Origin of the sequence: Shimia sp. FJ5, from assembly GCF_032918335.1 — a bacterium.
Taxonomy (GTDB): domain Bacteria; phylum Pseudomonadota; class Alphaproteobacteria; order Rhodobacterales; family Rhodobacteraceae; genus Shimia; species Shimia aestuarii_A.
This window is the reverse complement of the sequence record NZ_JAWJUV010000004.1, coordinates 407213-426943: the sequence shown is the minus strand read 5'-3', so window position 1 is coordinate 426943 and position 19731 is coordinate 407213. Positions and strand designations below refer to the sequence as shown.

Sequence of the window (19731 nt, the reverse complement as noted above, 5' to 3'; positions counted from 1 at the left end):
GTAGATCAGCGCGAGAAAAGCACATGGCGCTGTTTCTGAGTGAGAACAAAGGCGAGAACTGAAGCGAGAGCTGTGGCGAGACCACGACGCGCCGGGAGTAGGAAAGCCACGGGATCCTGTCGCACACCGGCGAGCGTATAGCGCAGGGCATCATGTGGCGTCGCTCCGACACGAAGCGCCCGGCGCGCAAGGTAGCGCATATAGACCGCTTCAGATTCCGACGATGCGTGCACTCCGAAACGAGCCGCCGTCCGCAAAGCGCGTTGGCGCCCAGCGAACATAGCCGGCAAGTCCGCCGAGAGCCCAGTTACTACGGTCCTGTACCAGACCTGTAGGCTCTTGAGGCCTTCGATACGATACCCCAACCCGACGAGCCGGATAAGCAACTCGAGGTCTTCGTTATGCACGGCATCGGGATCCAGACCTCCTGCTGCGAGGAAGATGTCGCGGCGTAGTGTCAGGTTCGACATCGTGCAGACCGGATTCTCGGCAAGGAGCTGCGGTATCGTCAGAGCGCCACTAGGCACCGTGGATTGGGTACGACTATCGGCAGGCGTCTCGCAAAAGAACCCGATGCGCCCGAAAATGCCGGCGACCTCTGGCGCGCGAAACGCCCTGTCCAACTCTTCAAGCTTCCTATCAGCCCACAAATCATCTGCATCACAAAATGCAATCAGGTCGCTTCGGGCGATCTTTGCTCCATGGTTTCTGGCTTCGCTTGGTCCGAACGCGGGGCTAACGACCAAACGAATGCGCGGATCGCGCAGCGCCATAGCGGCAACGATTTCGCCGCTCTGGTCCGGTGTGCGGTCGTTGATACAAATCAGTTCCCAATTCTCAAAGGTCTGGGCCTGCAGGCTATGGATGGTCGCGGCGATCGTCTGTGCTGCGGCGTGGAAGGGCAAGATGATGGAGAAACGTGGCATATCAGAACGCGGCCTTTCTCAGACCTTGACGGGATGGCAAGAACATCGCCGTCGCTGTCAGCATGATGAGGGTGGAAAAAGAGAGGTATCCGACGGCGATCGCCGTTAGACCATAGGGCGCAAGCAGGATCGAATTCGCGACAAGCACCACGGCAAGCGCAACGCTGACCAGTAGTTCTTGCCCTGGCCGCCCCTCGACCCGAAGCCAGCCTGCGGTGGCCGACCAAATGACGTTCGGCAAGGCAGCCAGGCACAGGATCGAGACCAAGTGAGATGTAGCCTGCCATGTCTCCCCAAGAAGAAGGGGGACATAAAGAGGTGCAAGACCAGCTTGCAGCAAGACAAGCGGTGTCAAAACAGCAAGCGACACCAGAAGCCCATGACGCAAAGCGCCTAGGCGATCGTCTGCGGCACAGAGGTGTGGAAAGAGCACCACCGAGAAGGCCTGCGTGAAAGACGTGGCAAGCCCTAGCCCGGCATTGAAGGCCATGAAGTAGATGCCGAGGGTCTCGGCGCCGAGCATGGTTCCGACCACAAGCTTGTCCGCTTGGAGCCGCATCACCTTCACCACTTCGACACCCAAGACGGCGACACCATATCCCCAAAAGGGCAGCAAGGGCGCGTGCTTGACGTCCGGAACAGGTTGCCACGGTCGCAAGCGGCGCATCAGGACAAGCCAGATCGGAGCGGACAAGACCCTCGGCAACACCATTGCCAATGGCGAAGCCCAGGCAAGCGCGAGAAGGCTCGTGGCAATATTGGCGAAGACCACCTGCCCACCTGCAATCGCTGCGGTCTGCTGCAACTTGCCTTCGCGCATTGCGAGCGCTGCCTGCACGAGGCCAGCTGGCATGAAGAGATATTCGAGCGAAAGAACGAATAGAAGTGCCGCCATCTGCGTCTGGCCCACGATATAAAGCGTCAAAGCAATTGCGCTCTGCGCCAGGAAAAGCGCACCACACCAGAACCAGAAGATCCGGCGCGCCGTCGCGCAACGCGATGCGAGTTCGCTTTCTGTCGCTGAAATAATCCTCTGCCCGACCCCGTTCTCGGTTAGCGCCTTGAGAATATCGCCAGCCGCCAATGCAGCAGCGGCAATGCCGATCGCTTCGGCATCCATCATGCGCGCCACAACGACCACGACAAAAAGGCGCGACGCCTTTGCTGCCGTTTCTGAGACAGCGTAGGCAAAGAACTGGCGCGCAAATGCGGCATTCAGATGGTTCATGATCATGAGGTGTCTTCCAGACAGGTGCTTCGGGTGATGAAGGATTTACCTTGTTGCGTCCGTTGGGTCGCGGGCCCGGTAGGAGAGGCTGGAAAGACACAAGGAGGGGCACCTATCCGAATGGAGCGGTGCGCAATCCCTATGCCAATCTGCAATCAGGAAAGAGCACGCGCTACTCAAGCGGCAGATCCATCAAAGGAGCCGCTAGCTATGAAAGCGCACATCAAGGTATGCCTGCTCAGTGCTGTGAGCTGTGTCACGCTCGCAGCGTGCAGCAGTATGAAGACCCCTGCGAATATCGAAGAAGTCTCGCGCGGGGCTGGATATCAGGCACAGTATCGCGCCACGTCACAGACGGATAACGAGACCGCGTTTCTCCAATCCGCCTCCATGAATACAGCCAACTGCCGACCAGAGATCGGCGGCGGGCGCAACTCAGATATCGGCAAATGGAGCGGTCCCTCCCTCAATAGCCTTCTCGGAGAGAAGCTATCGCGCAATGACCTCGTACAGGTTACGGTCGATGGAGACGAGTTGCTGTCCAAAGCCTATGTGGTCTCGCGCGATGGCAACCTGAAACTCCCCTATCTGCCGCCGATCCCGGCTCAGGGTCGATCAACCGCAGAGGTCGAAGCCGCCCTCGCCCAGGCACTTGTGGCAGAGAACTTCTACGAAACGCCTCCGCGGATTGCCGTTCGCATCACCGATTTCGCATCTGTCTCCGTCGGAGTTGTCGGCGCGGTATTTGAACCGCATGCCGTAGAGATCGGTGGCGTACAAGGCGACGCGATGGATACAAGACGACAGCAAGCCTTGGGTGCCTCGACGGAAGGGCGCAATCTTTCTGCTGCCCTACGTGCGGCTGGTGGTGTGCGTCCGGATGCGGATCTCTCTGCGGTAGAGCTTCACCGCCAGGGCCGTATCTACCAGATGGACCTGCGTGGTGTCTTTGATGGCACTGACCCCACTGACATTATGATGCTCACCGGCGACAAAATCGTCGTCAAAAGCCGCATGTGTTTTCAGGACGACCTGATGCGACCGAGCCCGATTAGCCCGCCGGGCGTCTCGCTTTACCTATCCAACCTGACACAGCCCGCAACCGGAAATGCGCCGTCTGCGATTGGCCGTGAATCTCGCCAAGTGCCTTACGGCACACGGTTTATGCAGGCTGTTGTGAATACCAACTGCGTCGGCGGAGCAAAGACAACAAACGCAAACCGTAGTGCGGTGCTCTTTTCGCGCAACCCGGTGACCGGTGTCTCGGTTGTTATTGAACGCCGTATCGAAAACCTCTTGCGGCGTGGTGACCGGGATGACTACGACCCCTATGTTCTCCCGGGGGATGCCATCGCCTGCTATGATAGCGCGGTGACGAGCGTTGCCGAAATCGGTCGTGTCATCGGCACGATTGGCGCTGCAACGCTCTTGCTTAACGACTAAGCCTGACGCGCGCGCAAGACCGTTGCGCGCGCATCTTCCCAAGCCGTACTCGCGGCCCCTGCCAGAGATGCAAGCACCTCACGATCATTGTCCTTGGCCGCCATTTCGATATTGACCAAGACATCTCGGAGCTCAAGAAACCCATACATCGCCGCAGAGCCCGCCAACCTGTGGCTCTGCGATGCGAGCGTGTCGAGATCACCTTCGGCCCAATCCGAACGCCCGAGATCCCCAAGCATCGCGTCTGCCTCCGCCACAAATCGCTCTGCGAAGCGGTCAAACGCATCTGGACCAAGGTCCTCGCGCATTGCATTCAATGGCTCATTCATCTCTCGGGCGCTGCCTTCCCCGACTGGGTGCTTTCCTCCAAGCAGCGCCGCCAGCGCTTTGCGCAGTGTGGAAAGCGCGAGGGGTTTGCCAACAAAAGCGGTCATCCCAGCATCGCGAAACCCTTGAACCGCTTCGGGGAGCACATTCGCAGAAACCGCGAGAATGGGAACATCCACTGAGCGGCCCTCTCCCGCACGAATATGCCGCGCTGCGGTCGGTCCATCCATAACCGGCATACTGACATCCATGAGGATGGCGTCGAACCGATGACCATAGGCAGCATCCACGCCTTCCTTACCGTTCTTCGCGGTGGTGACCTTATGTCCGTCAATCTCGAGCATCTTGCGGATCACTGCGAGATTGATGTCGTTGTCTTCGACAACAAGAAGGTCGAGACATTGCAGGTCAGATAGTTGCGCCTCGTGTGCAGACGGTCTCCGCGCGGCATCAACCACTTCAAGAGGTAAGCGCACCCAGAACACGCTCCCTTCTCCAACGCTGCTCTCGACCCCTATTTCGCCGCCCATCGCTTGTGTAAAGCGGCGCGCGATCCCCAGACCGAGACCAGTCCCACCAGCAGAACGCTCAAAAGAAGGATCATGAGTGTGAAAGTCCTCGAATATCTCGTCTTGATGTTCTTCCGCAATACCGACGCCGGTATCGACTATCCGGAATTCATAGACAGGGTGTTGCCCTGGTGCGCTCTCCTCGGCGACCTCAACTTCAAGCGATATGCGCCCATTCTCACAGAATTTTATGGCGTTTCCGACAAGGTTTAGAAGAATCTGCCGCAAGCGCTGGGCATCGGTTGCAACCCATGGTCTTGCAGGGCCAGACCATTGCCATTCGATGCTATTGCCACGCTGGGCGGCGTTGCCGCTTTGGCTATCGACAAGCTCTTGCATCAAGACCCCGAGATCAATCGGTTCACGCTGAACCGAAAGTTTGCCGGCCTCAAAACGTGCGATATCAAGAACTGTATCGACATGGGTTAGAAGAAGCTGGCCGGACAGATCCATGTTCTGGATGATCTGCACCTGCTGCCGCGATGGGTTGAGGTTCTTTAGGAGCGACAAGTTACCAAGCAAGCCATTCAGAGGTGTGCGAATTTCATGACTCATCACCTTCAAGAAATCCGACTTGGCCCGCTCGCCCGCGAGCGCCTTGTCTCGGGCAGCGATAAGCTCTTCCTGCGCCGCAACCGTTTCAGAAATGTCGCGCAGAAATCCGATGATGATCTCCCCATTGGCGAGCGGAGCCGACTGCAATGCGAGTTCTACAGGGAAGACATCTCCGTTTTTTCGCATGCCTTGCAATTGCACGCGCCCGTGTCCGACCACGCGCCGTTCGCCACCGTGGCGCATCCGTTTGATGCCCGCAGCATGTAGGTCCCGCAACTCGGGAGGCACGATCAAATCGCCTATTGAACGGCCTTTCGCCTCGTCCGCGCCATAGCCAAAGATGCTCTCTGCGGCGCGATTGAATTCAATGACTTTTCCACTCTCATCAGAGACAATCACCGCGTCATGCGAAGTCGACAGGATGGTATTCATCCTCTGGTTGGCTTTCACCAGATCATCGCCGCGTCGTTGAGTAATTCGGTTGATATAGATGAGGTAGATGCTGGCCAGGGCCAATACTACCAAGAGGCCAATAGACAAGATCGCCAACCGCGTCAGTGTGGCCGTTGTCTCCGCACGCTGAAGATCTGACTGACCTGCGAAATAGGCCAAACCGTGCAAGGATAACAAACGCACCTGCGAACGCAGCGCATGAGCCTCCTGCCAGAGTTCGACGATTCCGTTCTGTAAGCCCTGATCCGGCCCGTCGATCAGCGGGACCGCTTGATCCAGGAACCCTGTGACCTTGGCAAGCGGACGTCCAAAATCGGACGTCTGCCGCAAAGGCTCATAAAGCTGCGCCCGCGACAAGGTATCGACTCGGCTATAGAAGACATCGAATTGCCGGCGCACCTTCGTAAGATCTTGAGGCACAGGCACCGGCCCGCCCTCCGCATGGAGATGCTGTTCAAGCGCGTTCAGAAAGGCCAGATGTTCGACCTCAACTTGGGTCAACGTCCATTGCACATTGTCGGAACTGGCGGTGCGCTGCTGTTCCAGACCAAGGATCACTCTGCTGGTCAGGAACACCAGCACCACGAAACACAATAGGACCGAAAAGCCCGCCGCCCAACTGAGCCACAGGCTATATCGGCGAAAATGACCTAGAAATGAACCGCGCTTCCTCATAAGCCCATGGTCCGCATTCCACTGGATGCGTCCAGCGTTATTTCACGATCTCGATCCGGTCGAGCTGCCAGATGCTTCTGGAGTAAATCACTTCCGTGCGAAAATCTTCATCACTGTCATAGGGATAGACGATCCAAAGAGGCCCCTTCTGACGGCGTGACATCGTTTCGCCATCCATCTCGTAGGCAACAATCGGAGCGCCTGCTTGAATGCTGTCTACGGGAATCTCGATCGAGTAGTCGTTCAACGCAGTGGCCCGAAGCGTCTTCCCATTCACTCCGACCACTTCCAGAAGCTCGATCAAGGAGACCCCTTTGAAGGTCTTGACGCCTTCGGTCCAAAGCGTCGTCGTACGAAACCGCGTCGCTGGCATCGCCATAAGCATATCCATATCGAACTGCGCGGCACCTTCAGCGTTGGTGTTCGCAATCTCACCCGACACCGTCAGGAGAACCTCGCCTTCGGGACGTGGCACCTCATCTGCAACGGCAGGCCCGACCAACACACCCAAAGACAGGCCGAGGAACATCAAAAAGCGCAACATGATTTGCTTCTCCAATAGGAAATCGGACCGATCATGCCCGAGGGACAGCATCGGTTTAAGTCGGGCATGCGGACAGAACCCTATCCGTACGGATAGGGTTCTGTCTTGTTCTCTGGCTCAAGCGGCTTGCGACAGGCCGGTCGCGCGCCCTCGCAAGAAGCCTTGCAGATTGTCGATCAGGTCGGGACGATCAAGAGCGTAGGCAATCGTGGCATTCAAGAAACCGGAAACGGACCCACAATCGAAGCGCTCCCCGTCGAACTCGAAACCGTTGACACCCGTTTCCGCGATATCCGCCGCAATTGCGTCGGTCAGTTGGATTTCGCCACCCGCACCCGGACCTTGCACCGCGAGCCGCTCAAAAATACTCGGCTCGAGGATATAGCGCCCCACGACACCGGACTGCGACGGGGCTTCTTCTGGGCGCGGTTTTTCCACCAGCCCGCGCAAGATTTGCACCGCACCCTCGCGGCGCTCAATATCGACAACCCCATAGGAGCTGATCCGATCATCGCATACGCTTTCCGTCGCAATCATATGGCCGCGGTTCTTTGAATGGGCCTCGACCATCTGTTTGAGAGCCGGCGTGCGGGCGCGGATCAGATCATCTGGCAGGATTACGGCAAAAGGTTCATCACCAACGAGTCGCCGCGCCAATAGCACTGCATGCCCCAACCCTTTGGGATTTTCCTGGCGCACAAAGCTCACCGCGCCTTCCGCGACATGCGACGGGCGAAGCGCTTCGAGTGGTCCCGTCTTGCCTTTCTCCGACAAGGTACGCTCCAAGGCGGGCGCTGCCCCGAAATAGTTCTCGAGCGCCGTCTTGCCCGGCGACGTGATAAAGATGAATTCCTCGATTCCAGCGGCACGCGCCTCGTCCACCGCATACTGGATCAAGGGCCGATCCACGAGCGGTAGCATTTCCTTCGGAACTGTCTTTGTCGCAGGCAGAAAACGGGTTCCCATACCAGCGACGGGGAAGACGGCTTTTCTTACAGGTTTCATAACGTTTTTCCTCTCATTCGGAATTAGTAGGCTCCACGCCCCGAGAAAACGGCGCGGAAGGTCAGAGCAATCAGGATTAAGTTGAGTAGCGTGGAACGCGCGCGCACATAGGCGAGATCGAGGTCGATCATCTTGTCAAAACCGATATCCGCCCGCCCAGACACTTGCCACAAACCGGTGATACCGGGCTTCACTGCAAGACGGCCCATGGCGCGGGACGGGTACTTATCGACCTCTTCCTGCAACGCGGGGCGTGGCCCAACCACAGACATCTCACCCCTCAACACGTTGAGAAGCTGAGGCAATTCATCAAGCGAAAGACGGCGCAGGTACTTTCCGATCCGTGTGACACGCGGGTCATTTCGAGATTTAAAGCACACCCCTTCGCGATCAGATTTCGCGAGTAGAGCCGCGCGGCGCGCCTCTGCGTCCACATGCATCGAGCGAAACTTGTAGACACCAAACGTGCGGCCGTCCTTGCCAACGCGTATCTGCTTGAACAAGGCCGGGCCCTTGCTGTCGAGCCGGATCAACGCGGCCAATGTCAGCATGGGAAGGCCCAACACCGCCAAACCTAGGCTTGCGATCACAATATCCAAGCAACGTTGCGAATCCATCTGCCGTGCCGCATGAACGGAGGCCCGCATCAGGAAAGTGGCATTTCCGACAAGATAGCGTTTGGCCATGCGGCGCGGCTCCATCGCGAGCCGCCATACCCATTCCATCCGCCGCTTGCGCAACCAGTGCGGAGCCCGTCTCACATTGCCGGCAAGGAAATCAAAAAGCGCGCCAACGCCGAGAACCAATGGAGCATCGATCAACTGTCGATGTGCATCGATCCAAAGTTCCTGACGCGGGACTCCCATCGCAACGAGCACGATATCCGCACCCGACGCATTGATCTCTTCGATCACATCGAGAGGACGCGCCACATCGCCATATCCGTCCCGCGTTCCTGCAACTTGCAAACCAGGAATGTCGAGGCAAAGGCGCGCCGATGCGGCCCTTGCAGTACCGGGCTTACCACCAAGAAGAAAGACCGATAACCCCCACTCCGCGGCCTGTCGCAGAAGGCGCGGCGTGAAATCCGTCCCGTTCAGGTTTTCGGCGATTTGCTCTCCCTGCATCCGTGCCGCAAGTTCGACACCAATCCCATCAGGCAAGACCAAATCCGCACGCGCCATGGCAGCGGCATAGGCTGGGTCTTCTGCGCGGATATTCGCGCAATGTGCGTTGAGAAAAAAGACGCTTCGGCGCCCAGGAGACAGCAAGGTGCGCACAACGCGATCCGCAGACGCACTCACAACGCGCTGCCCCAGGATTCTGCATGTCGGCAGGGTATGCGGGGTCGCAGCGACAGAGCCGTAGTATAGATGTCTGGCGGGTTCGAAATGCATGGCGTGATCTCCGGCACATGTCAGTTAAGCAGTGTCCGGTAACCATGATTGTCCCTGCGACTTGGCGATAGCCGGGCGAAGGGACAGTTCTTGACGCGGGTGGTTGAAAGCTCATCCCATAGGGCATTATGATGATCCCGGAGGGAGATGTATCTATACGCAAGGATAGGTAAAACGCAGGATCCTGATCTTCAATCCGCCGCAATCTCCCAGTATCAGGTGCGTAAGTTAACTCGGAGTAACCCCGTGAAGATATTGATTGCAGATGATCACGAGTTGGTTCTCGATACGTTGGTCGCTTATATTAAGGCAGCAGGTGGAATCGAAGTCACGACGGCGCCGGATTTCAACACCGCCGCGAAGATCATCAAGGCGGAAGGCCCCTTTGATCTTGTCCTGCTCGATCTCAAGATGCCCGGTATGAACGGTCTCAAAGGCCTCGAAATGGCCATCGCCATGGACAACACCGAGCGGGTCGCCCTTTTCACGGGAGAAGCGACGCGATCGCTTGCAGAAAGAGCACTTGATCTCGGAGCTGCGGGTTTCGTACCCAAAACGCTTCCTGCCCGCTCTCTTGTAAACGCCATTCGCTTCATGGCGATGGGTGAGCAATACTTGCCTGCCGGGTTCATGACCTCTGAAGAACCCGAATCCCAGCATCCGCTCGCCCGTAAACTTACGCCCCGTGAGAAACAGGTGCTGCGCGGACTGACCGAAGGCAAATCCAACAAGGAAATTGCCCGCGACCTCGACCTTTCCGAACCGACGGTAAAACTGCATGTGAAAACGCTCTACCGCAAACTCGGCACCAATAACCGGACCCAAGCGGCCTTGATGGCTCAGGAAGAAGGCTTGCTCTAAGCTGCCTGCTATCCGAAGGGGTAGCCATCTCGTCTTTCGCGCGGTGACGTATCCCCTTGGCCGAATGACTTGAAGCCCGTGTTCAGCGTAGTTCTCTTAACCATAAAGAGGACTCTTGCATGACTTCCCCGGATCATATCGAAACCGTCAGCTCCACAAACCCACTGCGGTGGCTGTCCATTTGTCGCCGCCCTTTGCGCTCGCTAAGTTGGCGTCGCATCCTAACGGGGGGACGGCTTTCGGACGCTGGCCGCCTGCCGCGGTATGCAGCAGTGTTTTTTCTCGGGGCCAGCGCTCTTTGGGCGCCGATCATGGGATACCTTGCGACGGCGCCGCTCAAGTTCAGTTCCCACGCTTCCCTGATCCTACCTGGATCCGGTGCATCCGCTTCGGTCAATCTCAACGAGATTGGCCACGCTTCGTCCTACGCCAATTCCGCCTTCTCGAACGGCTCTGTCAGCCCGACTGAGACCTACAAACGCCTGATCGGCGCAGATCGCATTCTGGAAACGGCGGCGGCAAGCCTTGGCCTAAGCCATCACGAACTAGAAAGGCCAAGAGTCACACTGGTCGATCAAACCAGCCTTATTCACATCGAGGTCAAAGGCGGGGATCCCGAGGCCGCACAACTCTATGGAAACGCACTCATCGCAGCGTTCTTTGACGAGATCGATCAGCTGCGCTCTGATGAACTCGCCACGCGCGAGAAAAGCGGCAATTCAGCGATCGAAGATTATACCCAGTCCGTGCGTGACACGCGCGCCGCGATCAACGAACTGCAGGCCCGAAGTGGCCTCACCAACGCGGATCAGTACCGCGCGCAACTTGCGGCCCACGATCGCCTAAAGCAGGAACTGAGCTCTCTGGAGAACGAACTGGAGCATCAGGCTGTGAAGGTCAGCGCTCTGGAAACCGCGCTCAACCTGCCACCCGAGTCCGCAGCGATGACGCTTAAGCTCTATGCTGACGCCCCCTATCTTGAACTGTTGAAAGAGGTGTCCATTCATGCCGCTGTCCTTGCACAAGCCGCGACCACGTTTGGCGCGCGCCATCCAACCCGCCTGAAAGCGCAAGACGCCTATGACGCGGCGACAAATGCCGCGCGTACCAGGGCCGCGGCGGTCACTGGGTTGACGATGGAAGACCTACCACATCTCGACAGAGCGCCGGAAGGACAGCGGGCCGCGCTTCTGAGCGAACTCGTGCGCGAGAACGCCCACCGCGCCGGCCTCGCCCGTCAACATATGGCTATGGCAGAACGCGTTGACGAGGAAGAAGATCGGCTAACGGCCTTAGCAAGTTTGGCAGCCGAACTAGAAGATCGGCAGCGCGATTTCGCTGTTGCCGAAGCGGTATTTGCCTCGGCCATTGCCCGCACTCAATCGACCAAAACCGACGTCTATGCGTCCTATCCTTTGATTCAGGTCCTTGAGAACCCGTCCCGCCCCGAACACCCTTCGTCTCCGAGACGCAAACTCGCTCTGGCTGCGGGGATCGCGGCCACCTTCATGTTGTGCATGGGGCTGTTTCTCGCTTGGGTGCGCCAACCGCTCGTTTCCCGCCTGCTGAATACGCCGAAGGAACGGTGATGCATCCGCTCCGACCGCGCAATCCTGCCGAGTCCCTCATATGGCATAGCTTGACACTCACTTGGGTGTTCTATGCCTTCGGGGCACTCTACGTGGTCGGGCCAGTCCTCGCTTGGGTGCTTGCGGGACTAGCGGCGCTATCCCTCTACCTCGGCAAAGCCATCCGTCGCGATCTATGGCCGACCGGTCCAGTGCCCTGGATCGTCTGGCTCTGGATCATCGGAATGAGTGTCATGCTGATCGCCCTATGGATCGGTCATATCGACTGGGGCTTGGGGCTGAAGAAGACGATCAAATCGAGTATTGGTTGGGCCAAGGGTTGGGCACTCCTTGCCCTGTTTCCCTTGGTTGGAGCGGTGTTGCCCATCCGACGCGAGCTCCTGATACGCGCGCAATGCGTGCTTGGTCTCTGGACCTTGCTCATCGCACCGATCTTGCTGCTTGCCCCTTACCTCGGTTTGCCCGAGCGAATTTTCACCTCGCCGCTGAAGGCGGTCGGTGGACCGGGGCCGGAGTATTTCTCGGTCTACCTATTTACCTTCGACCCTGCGAGCTGGACACCTCGCTGGCAGTTCTACGCACCATGGTCGCCTTTCGCGGCACTGCTCGGCGTATTGTCGGTCCTCTTCGCCCTTGAAGAGAGGCATCGCGGCTGGATGCTGGCGGGGCTAGGCGCTGGGGTTCTAATGATCCTTGCCTCAAAATCACGTATGGGGCTCGTTGGTCTGGTCTGTTGCACATTCGGACCAAGGTTGCTGCCACTCGTCATCAAGAGCTGGGCCTGGCTGGCCCTATCAGCTGTCACGGCAAGCTTCGCCACTTGGGGTGCGACAGCGCTTGATCTTGGAAAGGCCGGCATACATGGCTTCAAGGCAGCGCGCGCCGATAGCACGCGCGTGCGAGAAACGCTTCAACGCATTGCGCGCGAAAGATGGGAGACCGATGCCGTTTGGTTTGGTCACGGCACCGTTCAACCGGGACCGCATCTCGTGGAATACATGCCAATCGGCAGCCACCACACATGGTTTGGCTTGCTCTTCGTCAAGGGTCTCGTGGGCTTCCTCGCCTTGTTGGTTCCGCTATTGGCCCACCTCGCCGTTGTGCTTACGGACGGCGCCCGCAATCCAAGGGGCCGTCTGCCACTCGGTATTCTCATGACCCTTGTTCTACTTTCTTTTGGCGAGAACCTCGAAATCGAAGCTTACATGCTCTGGCCCGCGCTCATCTTGCTCGGCTGTCACCTCCGGGAGATGTCACGAGACCCCGAAGGTCGCGGGCAATCTCACCCAGACTTCCCTCCCCCCACTGAATCGCCATTTCAACATGCGACTTCCAGCGCTGCGTAGGTGATCACTTTCGCCGCAAGGCAATTTCCGGGCATCAGTGCGCTTTTGAACCTGAAGATGTCGCTTGCATTTCAGCAATGGGCCCGCCCTCGGACCACTCTGAAAAAATGAGGTGCTGCTGTTTCGTTGGAAACGGCAGAGAATTGGGAAACCGGTGCAATTCCGGTACTGCCCCCGCAACGGTAACGAAGGTCAGGTTTCGACAGTCAACCACTGGAACGAGGATTCCGGGAAGGTGTCGCAACCGGGCGTAAGCCCCTTCCAAGTCCGGAAACCAGCCTCATGCATATGTCAAACCGCGGGTGGCGGTGGGGGCACCTGTTTCGGGCGGCGTCCTCACGCCACCGAATGGCGTCTCCCTGTCATCCGCCCAGAAATCGCCGCGGGGCGCGGCAGGAGAGCCAGAAATGAATTCAGCAACCGAGCTTCTTGCGCGGCGCAGGCCGGGCCATTCCCTTGAACAGGCGTTCTATATCGACCCGGACATCTTCCAACTAGACCTCGAAAACATCCACTATCGCGATTGGCTGTTTGTCATTCCTGCCTGCGAATTGGAGAAGCCGGGCAGCTATGTAACGCACAAAGTGGGTGCCTACAGAGTGATCATCGTGCGCGGTGCGGACAATGAGGTCAGGGCCTTTCACAACACCTGCCGACACCGCGGCTCAGTGATCTGCAAAGCGCGCAAAGGCAACGCTCCCAAACTGGTCTGCCCGTATCACCAATGGACCTACGAACTCGACGGCTCCTTGCTCTGGGCCCGAGATATGGGTTCTGATTTCGACCCGAGCCAGCATGGGTTGAAGACAGTGCATTGCCGTGAACTGGCCGGGTTGGTCTATATCTGCCTTGCAGATGAGGCACCTGATTTCGACACCTTCGCCGAGATCGCGCGCCCTTATCTTGAACCGCACGATCTTGCCAACGCTAAGGTCGCTCATGAAAGCTCAATCATTGAAAAGGGCAACTGGAAACTGGTCTGGGAAAACAACCGAGAATGTTATCATTGCGGCGGCAATCACCCTGCCCTTTGCCGCACCTTCCCGGATGATCCCACTATCACAGGGATTGAAGAGGGTGCGACACCGCCGCACCTAAAGACCCACTTTGATCGTTGCGAGGCCGTGGGTCTACCGTCGCAGTTCTACATGCACGACGACGGCCAGTTCCGCTTGGCACGCATGCCCCTAAAGGAAGGCGCTGAAAGCTATACAATGGATGGGAAGTCGGCCGTACGTCGCTGGCTTGGACGCGCGCCTTTCGCGGATGCAGGCTCTTTGTTGAAGTTCCACTACCCGACAACCTGGAACCACTTCCTTGCCGACCATTCCATCGTTTTCCGCGTGACCCCGATTAGCCCCACGGAAACTGAAGTCACGACCAAATGGTTGGTCCACAAGGACGCAGTCGAAGATGTGGACTACGATCTGAAACGGCTCACCGAGGTCTGGCAAGCGACGAATGACGAGGACCGTCAGGTGGTCGAGGATAACCAACAAGGCATCGATAGCCCGGCCTATGTTCCCGGTCCCTATTCCGCAATTCAGGAATCCGGCGTTCTACAGTTTGTCGATTGGTATTGCACAACGTTGGCCGAACGCCTGCATTCTAATGCTCTGGCCGCGGAGTAGAAAAATGATCTCATCTTCCTCTTTCTCCTCTGCGCTCTGGCAGGACAACGAGATGCTGGAATGTGTCTCAGTCGTGCCCGAAATGGCGGACACGGCTAGCTTCTCATTTCGTTCGCCCTCCGGAGCACAGTTCTCCTATGATCCGGGCCAGTTTTTGACCCTGGAAATCCCTGCGCCGGAACAGCCAGGTGGCGTTGTGCATCGCACCTATACGATCTCGTCTTCGCCTTCGCGCCCGCGCACGATTACCATCACCGCGAAGGCGCAAACCGATAGTATCGGGACACGCTGGATGCTCGACAACCTGAAACCGGGAATGCGACTCAAGGCTATTGGGCCTGCGGGTTTGTTCTCGAACGCGCACAGTCAGGCAGAGAAATTTCTGTTCCTCTCAGCGGGATCGGGGATCACACCGATGATGTCCATGACCACCTGCATGTGGGATGAAGGGCGCGATCTGGACGTGGTGTTCATAAATTGCGCCAAACGTCCTTCCGAGATTATCTATCGCCAACGCTTGGAACAGATGGCCAGTCGAACCTCCGGCTTGGATCTGAAGTTCGTGGTTGAAGAACCCGATCCCTTCCGCCCTTGGACCGGCTATCAGGGGTTCTTCAATCAACTTATGCTCGGTCTCATGGCGCCGGACTACCTCGAGCGCGAGGTCTACTGCTGCGGCCCTGAGCCATTTATGACCGCGGTGCGCGAGGCTTTGGTAGGGCTCGGGTTCGATATGGAGAACTACCATCAGGAGAGCTTTGGTGCGCCGGTCGAAACTGTCGCGGAACAGCCAGAGCTTGACGATGTAATTCCGGATGATGACAGCAAGGCCGAAATCACCTTCAGCAGTTCAGGTGTGACGGCAAAGGTGGTGGAAACCGACACAGTCCTCGCGGCCGCACGTTCGGTCGGGCTGAACATCCCCTCCGGCTGTACGTTCGGGGTCTGTGGCACCTGCAAGATCAAGAAAACCGAAGGCGAGGTCCATATGGTCCACAATGGCGGTATTTCCGAAGACGATATCGAGGCCGGGTATATTCTAGCCTGCTGCTCAAATCCAATCGGCAAGGTCACAGTTGATGTTTAAGAAAGGGGCGCGCAACCTGCGCGTCCCTCCTAGTTTATTGGCACCTTTTAGAAATCCCAATCCTCATCCTCAGTCGCGACCGCCTTACCGATAACATAGGAAGATCCAGACCCAGAGAAGAAGTCATGGTTCTCACTGTCCGGACTCAGAGCCGCCAGGATCGCAGGATTGACCTCAGAGACTTCGGGTGGGAACAAGGCTTCAAAACCTAGGTTTTGCAGGGCTTTATTTGCGTTGTAGTGCAGGAAAACCTTCACATCCTCGGTCAATCCGATCTCGTCATAGAGCTCTTCGGTATATTGGTTCTCAATCCCATAGAGCTCGAACATCAGCGAGAAAGCATAGTCCTTCAACGCCTGTTGTTCTGCGTCGTCCAACTTCTCATAGCCACGTTGGAATTTGTAACCGATGTAATAGCCGTGGACGGCCTCATCGCGAATAATCAAGCGGATCAGATCGGCCGTATTGGTGAGCTTTGCGCGACTCGACCAATACATCGGCAGATAGAAGCCGGAATAAAACAGGAAGCTCTCAAGGAACACCGACGCGATCTTGCGCTTTAAGGGATCATTGCCCGGCGCATAGGTCTCGAGGATTGCCTTTGCCTTGGCTTGCAGGTGCGGGTTTTCCTCGGACCAACGGAATGCCTCGTCAATTTCTTTCGTCGAACACAGCGTCGAAAAGATCGAAGAATAGCTACGGGCGTGTACCGCTTCCATGAAAGCGATATTCGTCAGCACGGCCTCTTCATGTGGCGTGACCGCATCAGGCATCAGCGATGGCGCACCGACCGTATTTTGAATCGTATCAAGAAGCGTCAACCCAGTAAAAACCCGGATCGTCAGCTCCTTCTCGTGATCCGTAAGTGTGGCCCAGCTCGGAATATCGTTGGAAAGCGGGACTTTCTCCGGCAGCCAGAAGTTCACCGTGAGGCGGTTCCACACCTCGAGATCTTTCTCATCGTCGAGGCGGTTCCAGTTGATCGCGCGCGGGATCGTGACGGTTTGCGGCAGGTCTTTCATCATCTCTCTCCAATCACAGGCTACAGGACACGCAGCCCTGAACCTCAGTCCCCTCTAGGGCCTCTTGGCGCAGACGCACGTAGTAAATGGTCTTGATACCCTTCTTCCAGGCATAGATTTGCGCCCTGTTGATATCGCGCGTCGTCGCCTCGGCAGGGAAAAACAAGGTGAGAGACAGCCCTTGATCGACATGTTCCGTGGCCGCTGCGTAAGTATCGATCAAGCGCTCCGGCCCGATCTCATACGCATCCCGGTAGTAGTCGAGGTTGTCATTGTTCATGAAGGCGGCAGGGTAATAGACGCGCCCGATCTTGCCCTCTTTGCGGATTTCGATCTTCGAGACGATGGGATGAATAGAAGAGGTCGAGTTGTTGATATAAGAGATCGAGCCCGTGGGCGGTACGGCCTGAAGATTGCGGTTGTATAGCCCGTGCTCCATCACGTCGGCCTTCAAGGCCTCCCAATCCGCGCGGGTCGGCAAGGTGATACCCTCGAACAGCCGCTTAACCACATCGTTTTCCGGGAGCCAGTCCTGCGTGGTGTACTTTTCGAAGAACGCGCCCGACGCATAGTCTGATGCCTCAAACCCTGCAAAGCTCCGCCCACGCTCCTGCGCGAGTTCGCAAGAGGTACGAATGGCGTGGTAGGCTACAGCAGCGAAATAGACAGACGTGAACTCAACCCCTTCCGCGCTGCCATAATGGACAAGTTCACGCGCGAGGAACCCATGCAGGTTCATCTGCCCAAGGCCAACAGCATGGCTTTCGTCGTTCCCCCGCCGAATAGACGGCACGGAATCGATCGCAGACATCTCCGACACCGCAGTCAGTGCGCGGATCGCAGCGCCAACCGTCTGGCCCAGATCCTTGCCATCCATGGTCTTCGCGATATTGAGAGATCCGAGATTACAGGAGATATCGGTGCCGAGCTTGGCGTAGCTCAGGTCATCGTTGAACTCGGACGCTTCGTTCACCTGAAGGATTTCCGAGCACAGGTTCGACATGTTGATCCGACCCGCAATCGGGTTCATCCGGTTCACCGTGTCCTCGAACATCACATAGGGATAACCGCTCTCGAATTGTATCTCCGCGATGGTCTGAAAGAACGCGCGCGCGTTGATCTTCTTCTTGTGGATACGCTTATCATCCACCATCTCCTCATACTTCTCGGTGATGGAGATTTCGGAGAAAGGCACACCATAGACTTTCTCAACGTCATGCGGCGAGAACAAGTACATGTCAGCGTTCTTCTTGGCGAGTTCAAAGGTGATATCCGGCACCACCACACCGAGAGAGAGCGTCTTGATACGAATTTTTTCGTCTGCATTCTCGCGCTTGGTGTCGAGGAACCGCATAATATCAGGATGATGGGCATTGAGATACACGGCCCCCGCCCCCTGCCGCGCGCCCAACTGGTTCGCATAGGAAAAGCTATCCTCGAGGAGTTTCATCACCGGGATCACACCGGAGGATTGGTTCTCAATTCCCTTGATCGGAGCGCCATGTTCCCGAATGTTGGTCAGCAGAAGCGCAACACCGCCCCCGCGCTTGGAAAGCTGCAATGCGGAATTGATGCCCCGCCCAATGCTCTCCATGTTGTCTTCGAGCCGCAGAAGGAAACATGAAATCAGCTCGCCGCGCGATGCCTTGCCTGCGTTCAAGAAGGTAGGGGTGGCAGGCTGAAAGCGCCCGGAAAGGATCTCATCCATGAACGACATGGCAAGATCCTCATCACCGCGCGCCAACGCCAACGCGGTCATGACCACCCGGTCTTCATAGCGCTCAAGGAAACGCTGCCCGTCCCGGGTCTTTAGCGTGTAGGAGGTGTAGTATTTGAACGCGCCGAGAAAGGTCGGAAAGCGAAACCTGCGGGCAAACGCGGCCTCCCAGATTTTGCGCATGAAGTTCTTGGAATACTGATCCAGCACCGCCGCTTCGTAGTATCCTTCATCCACCAGATAGCCGAGTTTCTCATCCAAAGAATGGAAGAAAACGGTGTTCTGATTCACATGCTGGAGAAAGTACTGTCGTGCGGCCAATCGATCCGCGTCAAAGCGAATATTTCCCTCTGAGTCATAGAGGTTCAGCATCGCATTCAGCGCGTGGTAGTCCAGCGTGTTCAGATCGCTGTCGAGCATAGTTCTTCCCCTAGCGTCACGAGCCCAGCGCGCACGCGGGCAATGTCGGTTTGCGTGCCCGCCAACTCAAAACTGTATAGCTGAGGCACATTGCATTTCTGTGAGATGATGCGACCCGCAAGGGCGTAGGTCGCACCGAAATTTCTGTTTCCGCTGCCGATCACCCCGACAAGCAGGCCGCGTCGCTGCGGGTCATTCAGGAACCGGATCACTTGTTTGGGCACTGCACCACGCCCCTCTCCATCCGCATAGGTCGGGCAGATCAGCACATAAGGCAAAGTGGGTTCCTGTAGCGAGGCCTCTACCTCGACCGGAATACGTAGGGCTGGCCACTCAAGCTGCGACACGAACCTGTGGGTATTTCCCGATGCCGAAGAATAGTAAACAAGCATCGGTGGCCGCTCAGACACCCCCTAGGCCAAACGCGCGATCATGTCGGGACGAAACCCGGACCAATGATCACCGCCCGCGACGACGACTGGCGCCTGTCGATATCCCAGTTCGGTGACATGCGTCATCGCGGCGTCATCCTGCGTCAGATCGACAACATCGTAGGAGACCCCTTTGGCATCCAGCGCGCGGGTGGTTGCGGTGCACTGCACACATGCGGGTTTGGAATACACAATGATGCTCATCTGTCCTCTCTCTCTTTTTTGTACGAGTCGAGGACGCAGTGCCGGGCATCCGCCCAATGCACGCCCCCGAACCCTCCGTTCGTGGTCATCAAGTCGTGCTTGCGGCAGGTCTCCTGACTCGTGGATTTATGCTTGGCTGGCCTTCCCGAAAGCGTACTTTCAGTGGCGTATTCAACCGCGCTCTCCACTTACAGTTGCGGGGGCAGTGCCGGCTTTGAACCGTCTTCCCTCTTAGCCTCCGATCAGAATCGAAGGAACCGAAGCAACACCATATAGGGGGTGATGGCGGGTTGGTGTCAAT

The 19731-nt window shown here is 57.3% G+C and carries 16 protein-coding genes and 2 riboswitches; of the genes, 6 read left to right on the top strand and 10 right to left on the bottom strand.

Features of this window, described 5'->3' with window-relative positions; all coding sequences use genetic code 11:
* Positions 1–5: 5 nt before the first annotated feature.
* Positions 6–926, bottom strand: coding sequence for a glycosyltransferase family 2 protein (locus R1W01_RS15055; RefSeq protein WP_297758865.1), 921 nt, complete (start codon positions 924–926; stop codon positions 6–8).
* 1 nt (position 927) lies between these two features.
* Positions 928–2160: an oligosaccharide flippase family protein gene (locus R1W01_RS15050; RefSeq protein ID WP_317275300.1), complete on the bottom strand. Its 1233-nt coding sequence runs from the start codon at positions 2158–2160 to the stop codon at positions 928–930.
* A gap of 204 nt (positions 2161–2364) precedes the next feature.
* Between R1W01_RS15050 and R1W01_RS15045 the strand changes: the two genes are divergently transcribed.
* Complete coding sequence (locus R1W01_RS15045; protein ID WP_297758871.1) at positions 2365–3597, top strand: polysaccharide biosynthesis/export family protein; 1233 nt, start codon at positions 2365–2367, stop codon at positions 3595–3597.
* Here the strand turns inward: R1W01_RS15045 and R1W01_RS15040 are convergent.
* From R1W01_RS15040 to R1W01_RS15025, 4 genes are all read right to left on the bottom strand, one after another.
* The gene (locus R1W01_RS15040) at positions 3594–6077 is read right to left on the bottom strand and encodes an ATP-binding protein (RefSeq protein WP_317275299.1); all 2484 of its coding nucleotides are present in this window, start codon (positions 6075–6077) and stop codon (positions 3594–3596) included. The genes R1W01_RS15045 and R1W01_RS15040 overlap by 4 nt on opposite strands.
* A 136-nt stretch (positions 6078–6213) precedes the next feature.
* Positions 6214–6720, bottom strand: a complete 507-nt coding sequence (locus R1W01_RS15035; protein ID WP_243613381.1) for a molybdopterin-dependent oxidoreductase — start codon at positions 6718–6720, stop codon at positions 6214–6216.
* Between the two features lie 117 nt (positions 6721–6837).
* The gene (locus R1W01_RS15030; protein WP_243613380.1) at positions 6838–7725 is read right to left on the bottom strand and encodes a UTP--glucose-1-phosphate uridylyltransferase; all 888 of its coding nucleotides are present in this window, start codon (positions 7723–7725) and stop codon (positions 6838–6840) included.
* Positions 7726–7748: 23 nt separating this feature from the next.
* Complete coding sequence (locus R1W01_RS15025) at positions 7749–8888, bottom strand: sugar transferase (RefSeq protein ID WP_411028166.1); 1140 nt, start codon at positions 8886–8888, stop codon at positions 7749–7751.
* Between the two features lie 480 nt (positions 8889–9368).
* Here R1W01_RS15025 and R1W01_RS15020 point away from each other — a divergent pair, with 480 nt between their 5' ends.
* From R1W01_RS15020 to R1W01_RS15000, 5 genes are all read left to right on the top strand, one after another.
* Positions 9369–9983 carry a response regulator transcription factor gene (locus R1W01_RS15020; protein WP_243613378.1) on the top strand — a complete coding sequence of 205 codons (615 nt, stop codon included), beginning with the start codon at positions 9369–9371 and terminating at the stop codon, positions 9981–9983.
* A gap of 311 nt (positions 9984–10294) precedes the next feature.
* The gene (locus R1W01_RS15015; protein ID WP_297759409.1) at positions 10295–11572 is read left to right on the top strand and encodes a GumC family protein; all 1278 of its coding nucleotides are present in this window, start codon (positions 10295–10297) and stop codon (positions 11570–11572) included.
* A complete protein-coding gene (locus R1W01_RS15010) occupies positions 11572–12918 on the top strand; it encodes an O-antigen ligase domain-containing protein (RefSeq protein WP_297759406.1) in 1347 nt (448 codons plus the stop codon). The genes R1W01_RS15015 and R1W01_RS15010 overlap by 1 nt, the downstream gene beginning before the upstream one ends.
* Positions 12919–13011: 93 nt before the next feature.
* A riboswitch (cobalamin riboswitch) is annotated at positions 13012–13216 on the top strand.
* A 109-nt stretch (positions 13217–13325) separates the two neighbouring features.
* Entirely contained in the window at positions 13326–14549 is a 1224-nt protein-coding gene (locus R1W01_RS15005) for an aromatic ring-hydroxylating oxygenase subunit alpha (protein WP_297759404.1), read from the top strand.
* 4 nt (positions 14550–14553) lie between these two features.
* Entirely contained in the window at positions 14554–15636 is a 1083-nt protein-coding gene (locus R1W01_RS15000) for a hybrid-cluster NAD(P)-dependent oxidoreductase (RefSeq protein WP_297759401.1), read from the top strand.
* 47 nt (positions 15637–15683) lie between these two features.
* Here R1W01_RS15000 and nrdF read toward each other — a convergent pair whose 3' ends face one another.
* Genes nrdF through nrdH form a run of 4 tightly spaced genes read right to left on the bottom strand, consistent with a single transcriptional unit; the run spans position 15684 to position 19430 of the window.
* Positions 15684–16658: a class 1b ribonucleoside-diphosphate reductase subunit beta gene (gene nrdF, locus R1W01_RS14995; protein ID WP_243613373.1), complete on the bottom strand. Its 975-nt coding sequence runs from the start codon at positions 16656–16658 to the stop codon at positions 15684–15686.
* Positions 16659–16671: 13 nt separating this feature from the next.
* Complete coding sequence (nrdE, locus tag R1W01_RS14990; protein WP_297759397.1) at positions 16672–18795, bottom strand: class 1b ribonucleoside-diphosphate reductase subunit alpha; 2124 nt, start codon at positions 18793–18795, stop codon at positions 16672–16674.
* Complete coding sequence (nrdI, locus tag R1W01_RS14985; RefSeq protein WP_243613371.1) at positions 18777–19187, bottom strand: class Ib ribonucleoside-diphosphate reductase assembly flavoprotein NrdI; 411 nt, start codon at positions 19185–19187, stop codon at positions 18777–18779. The genes nrdE and nrdI overlap by 19 nt, the downstream gene beginning before the upstream one ends.
* Positions 19188–19208: 21 nt before the next feature.
* A complete protein-coding gene (nrdH, locus tag R1W01_RS14980; protein ID WP_243613370.1) occupies positions 19209–19430 on the bottom strand; it encodes a glutaredoxin-like protein NrdH in 222 nt (73 codons plus the stop codon).
* Between the two features lie 85 nt (positions 19431–19515).
* Positions 19516–19707: riboswitch (cobalamin riboswitch) on the bottom strand.
* Positions 19708–19731: the final 24 nt, after the last annotated feature.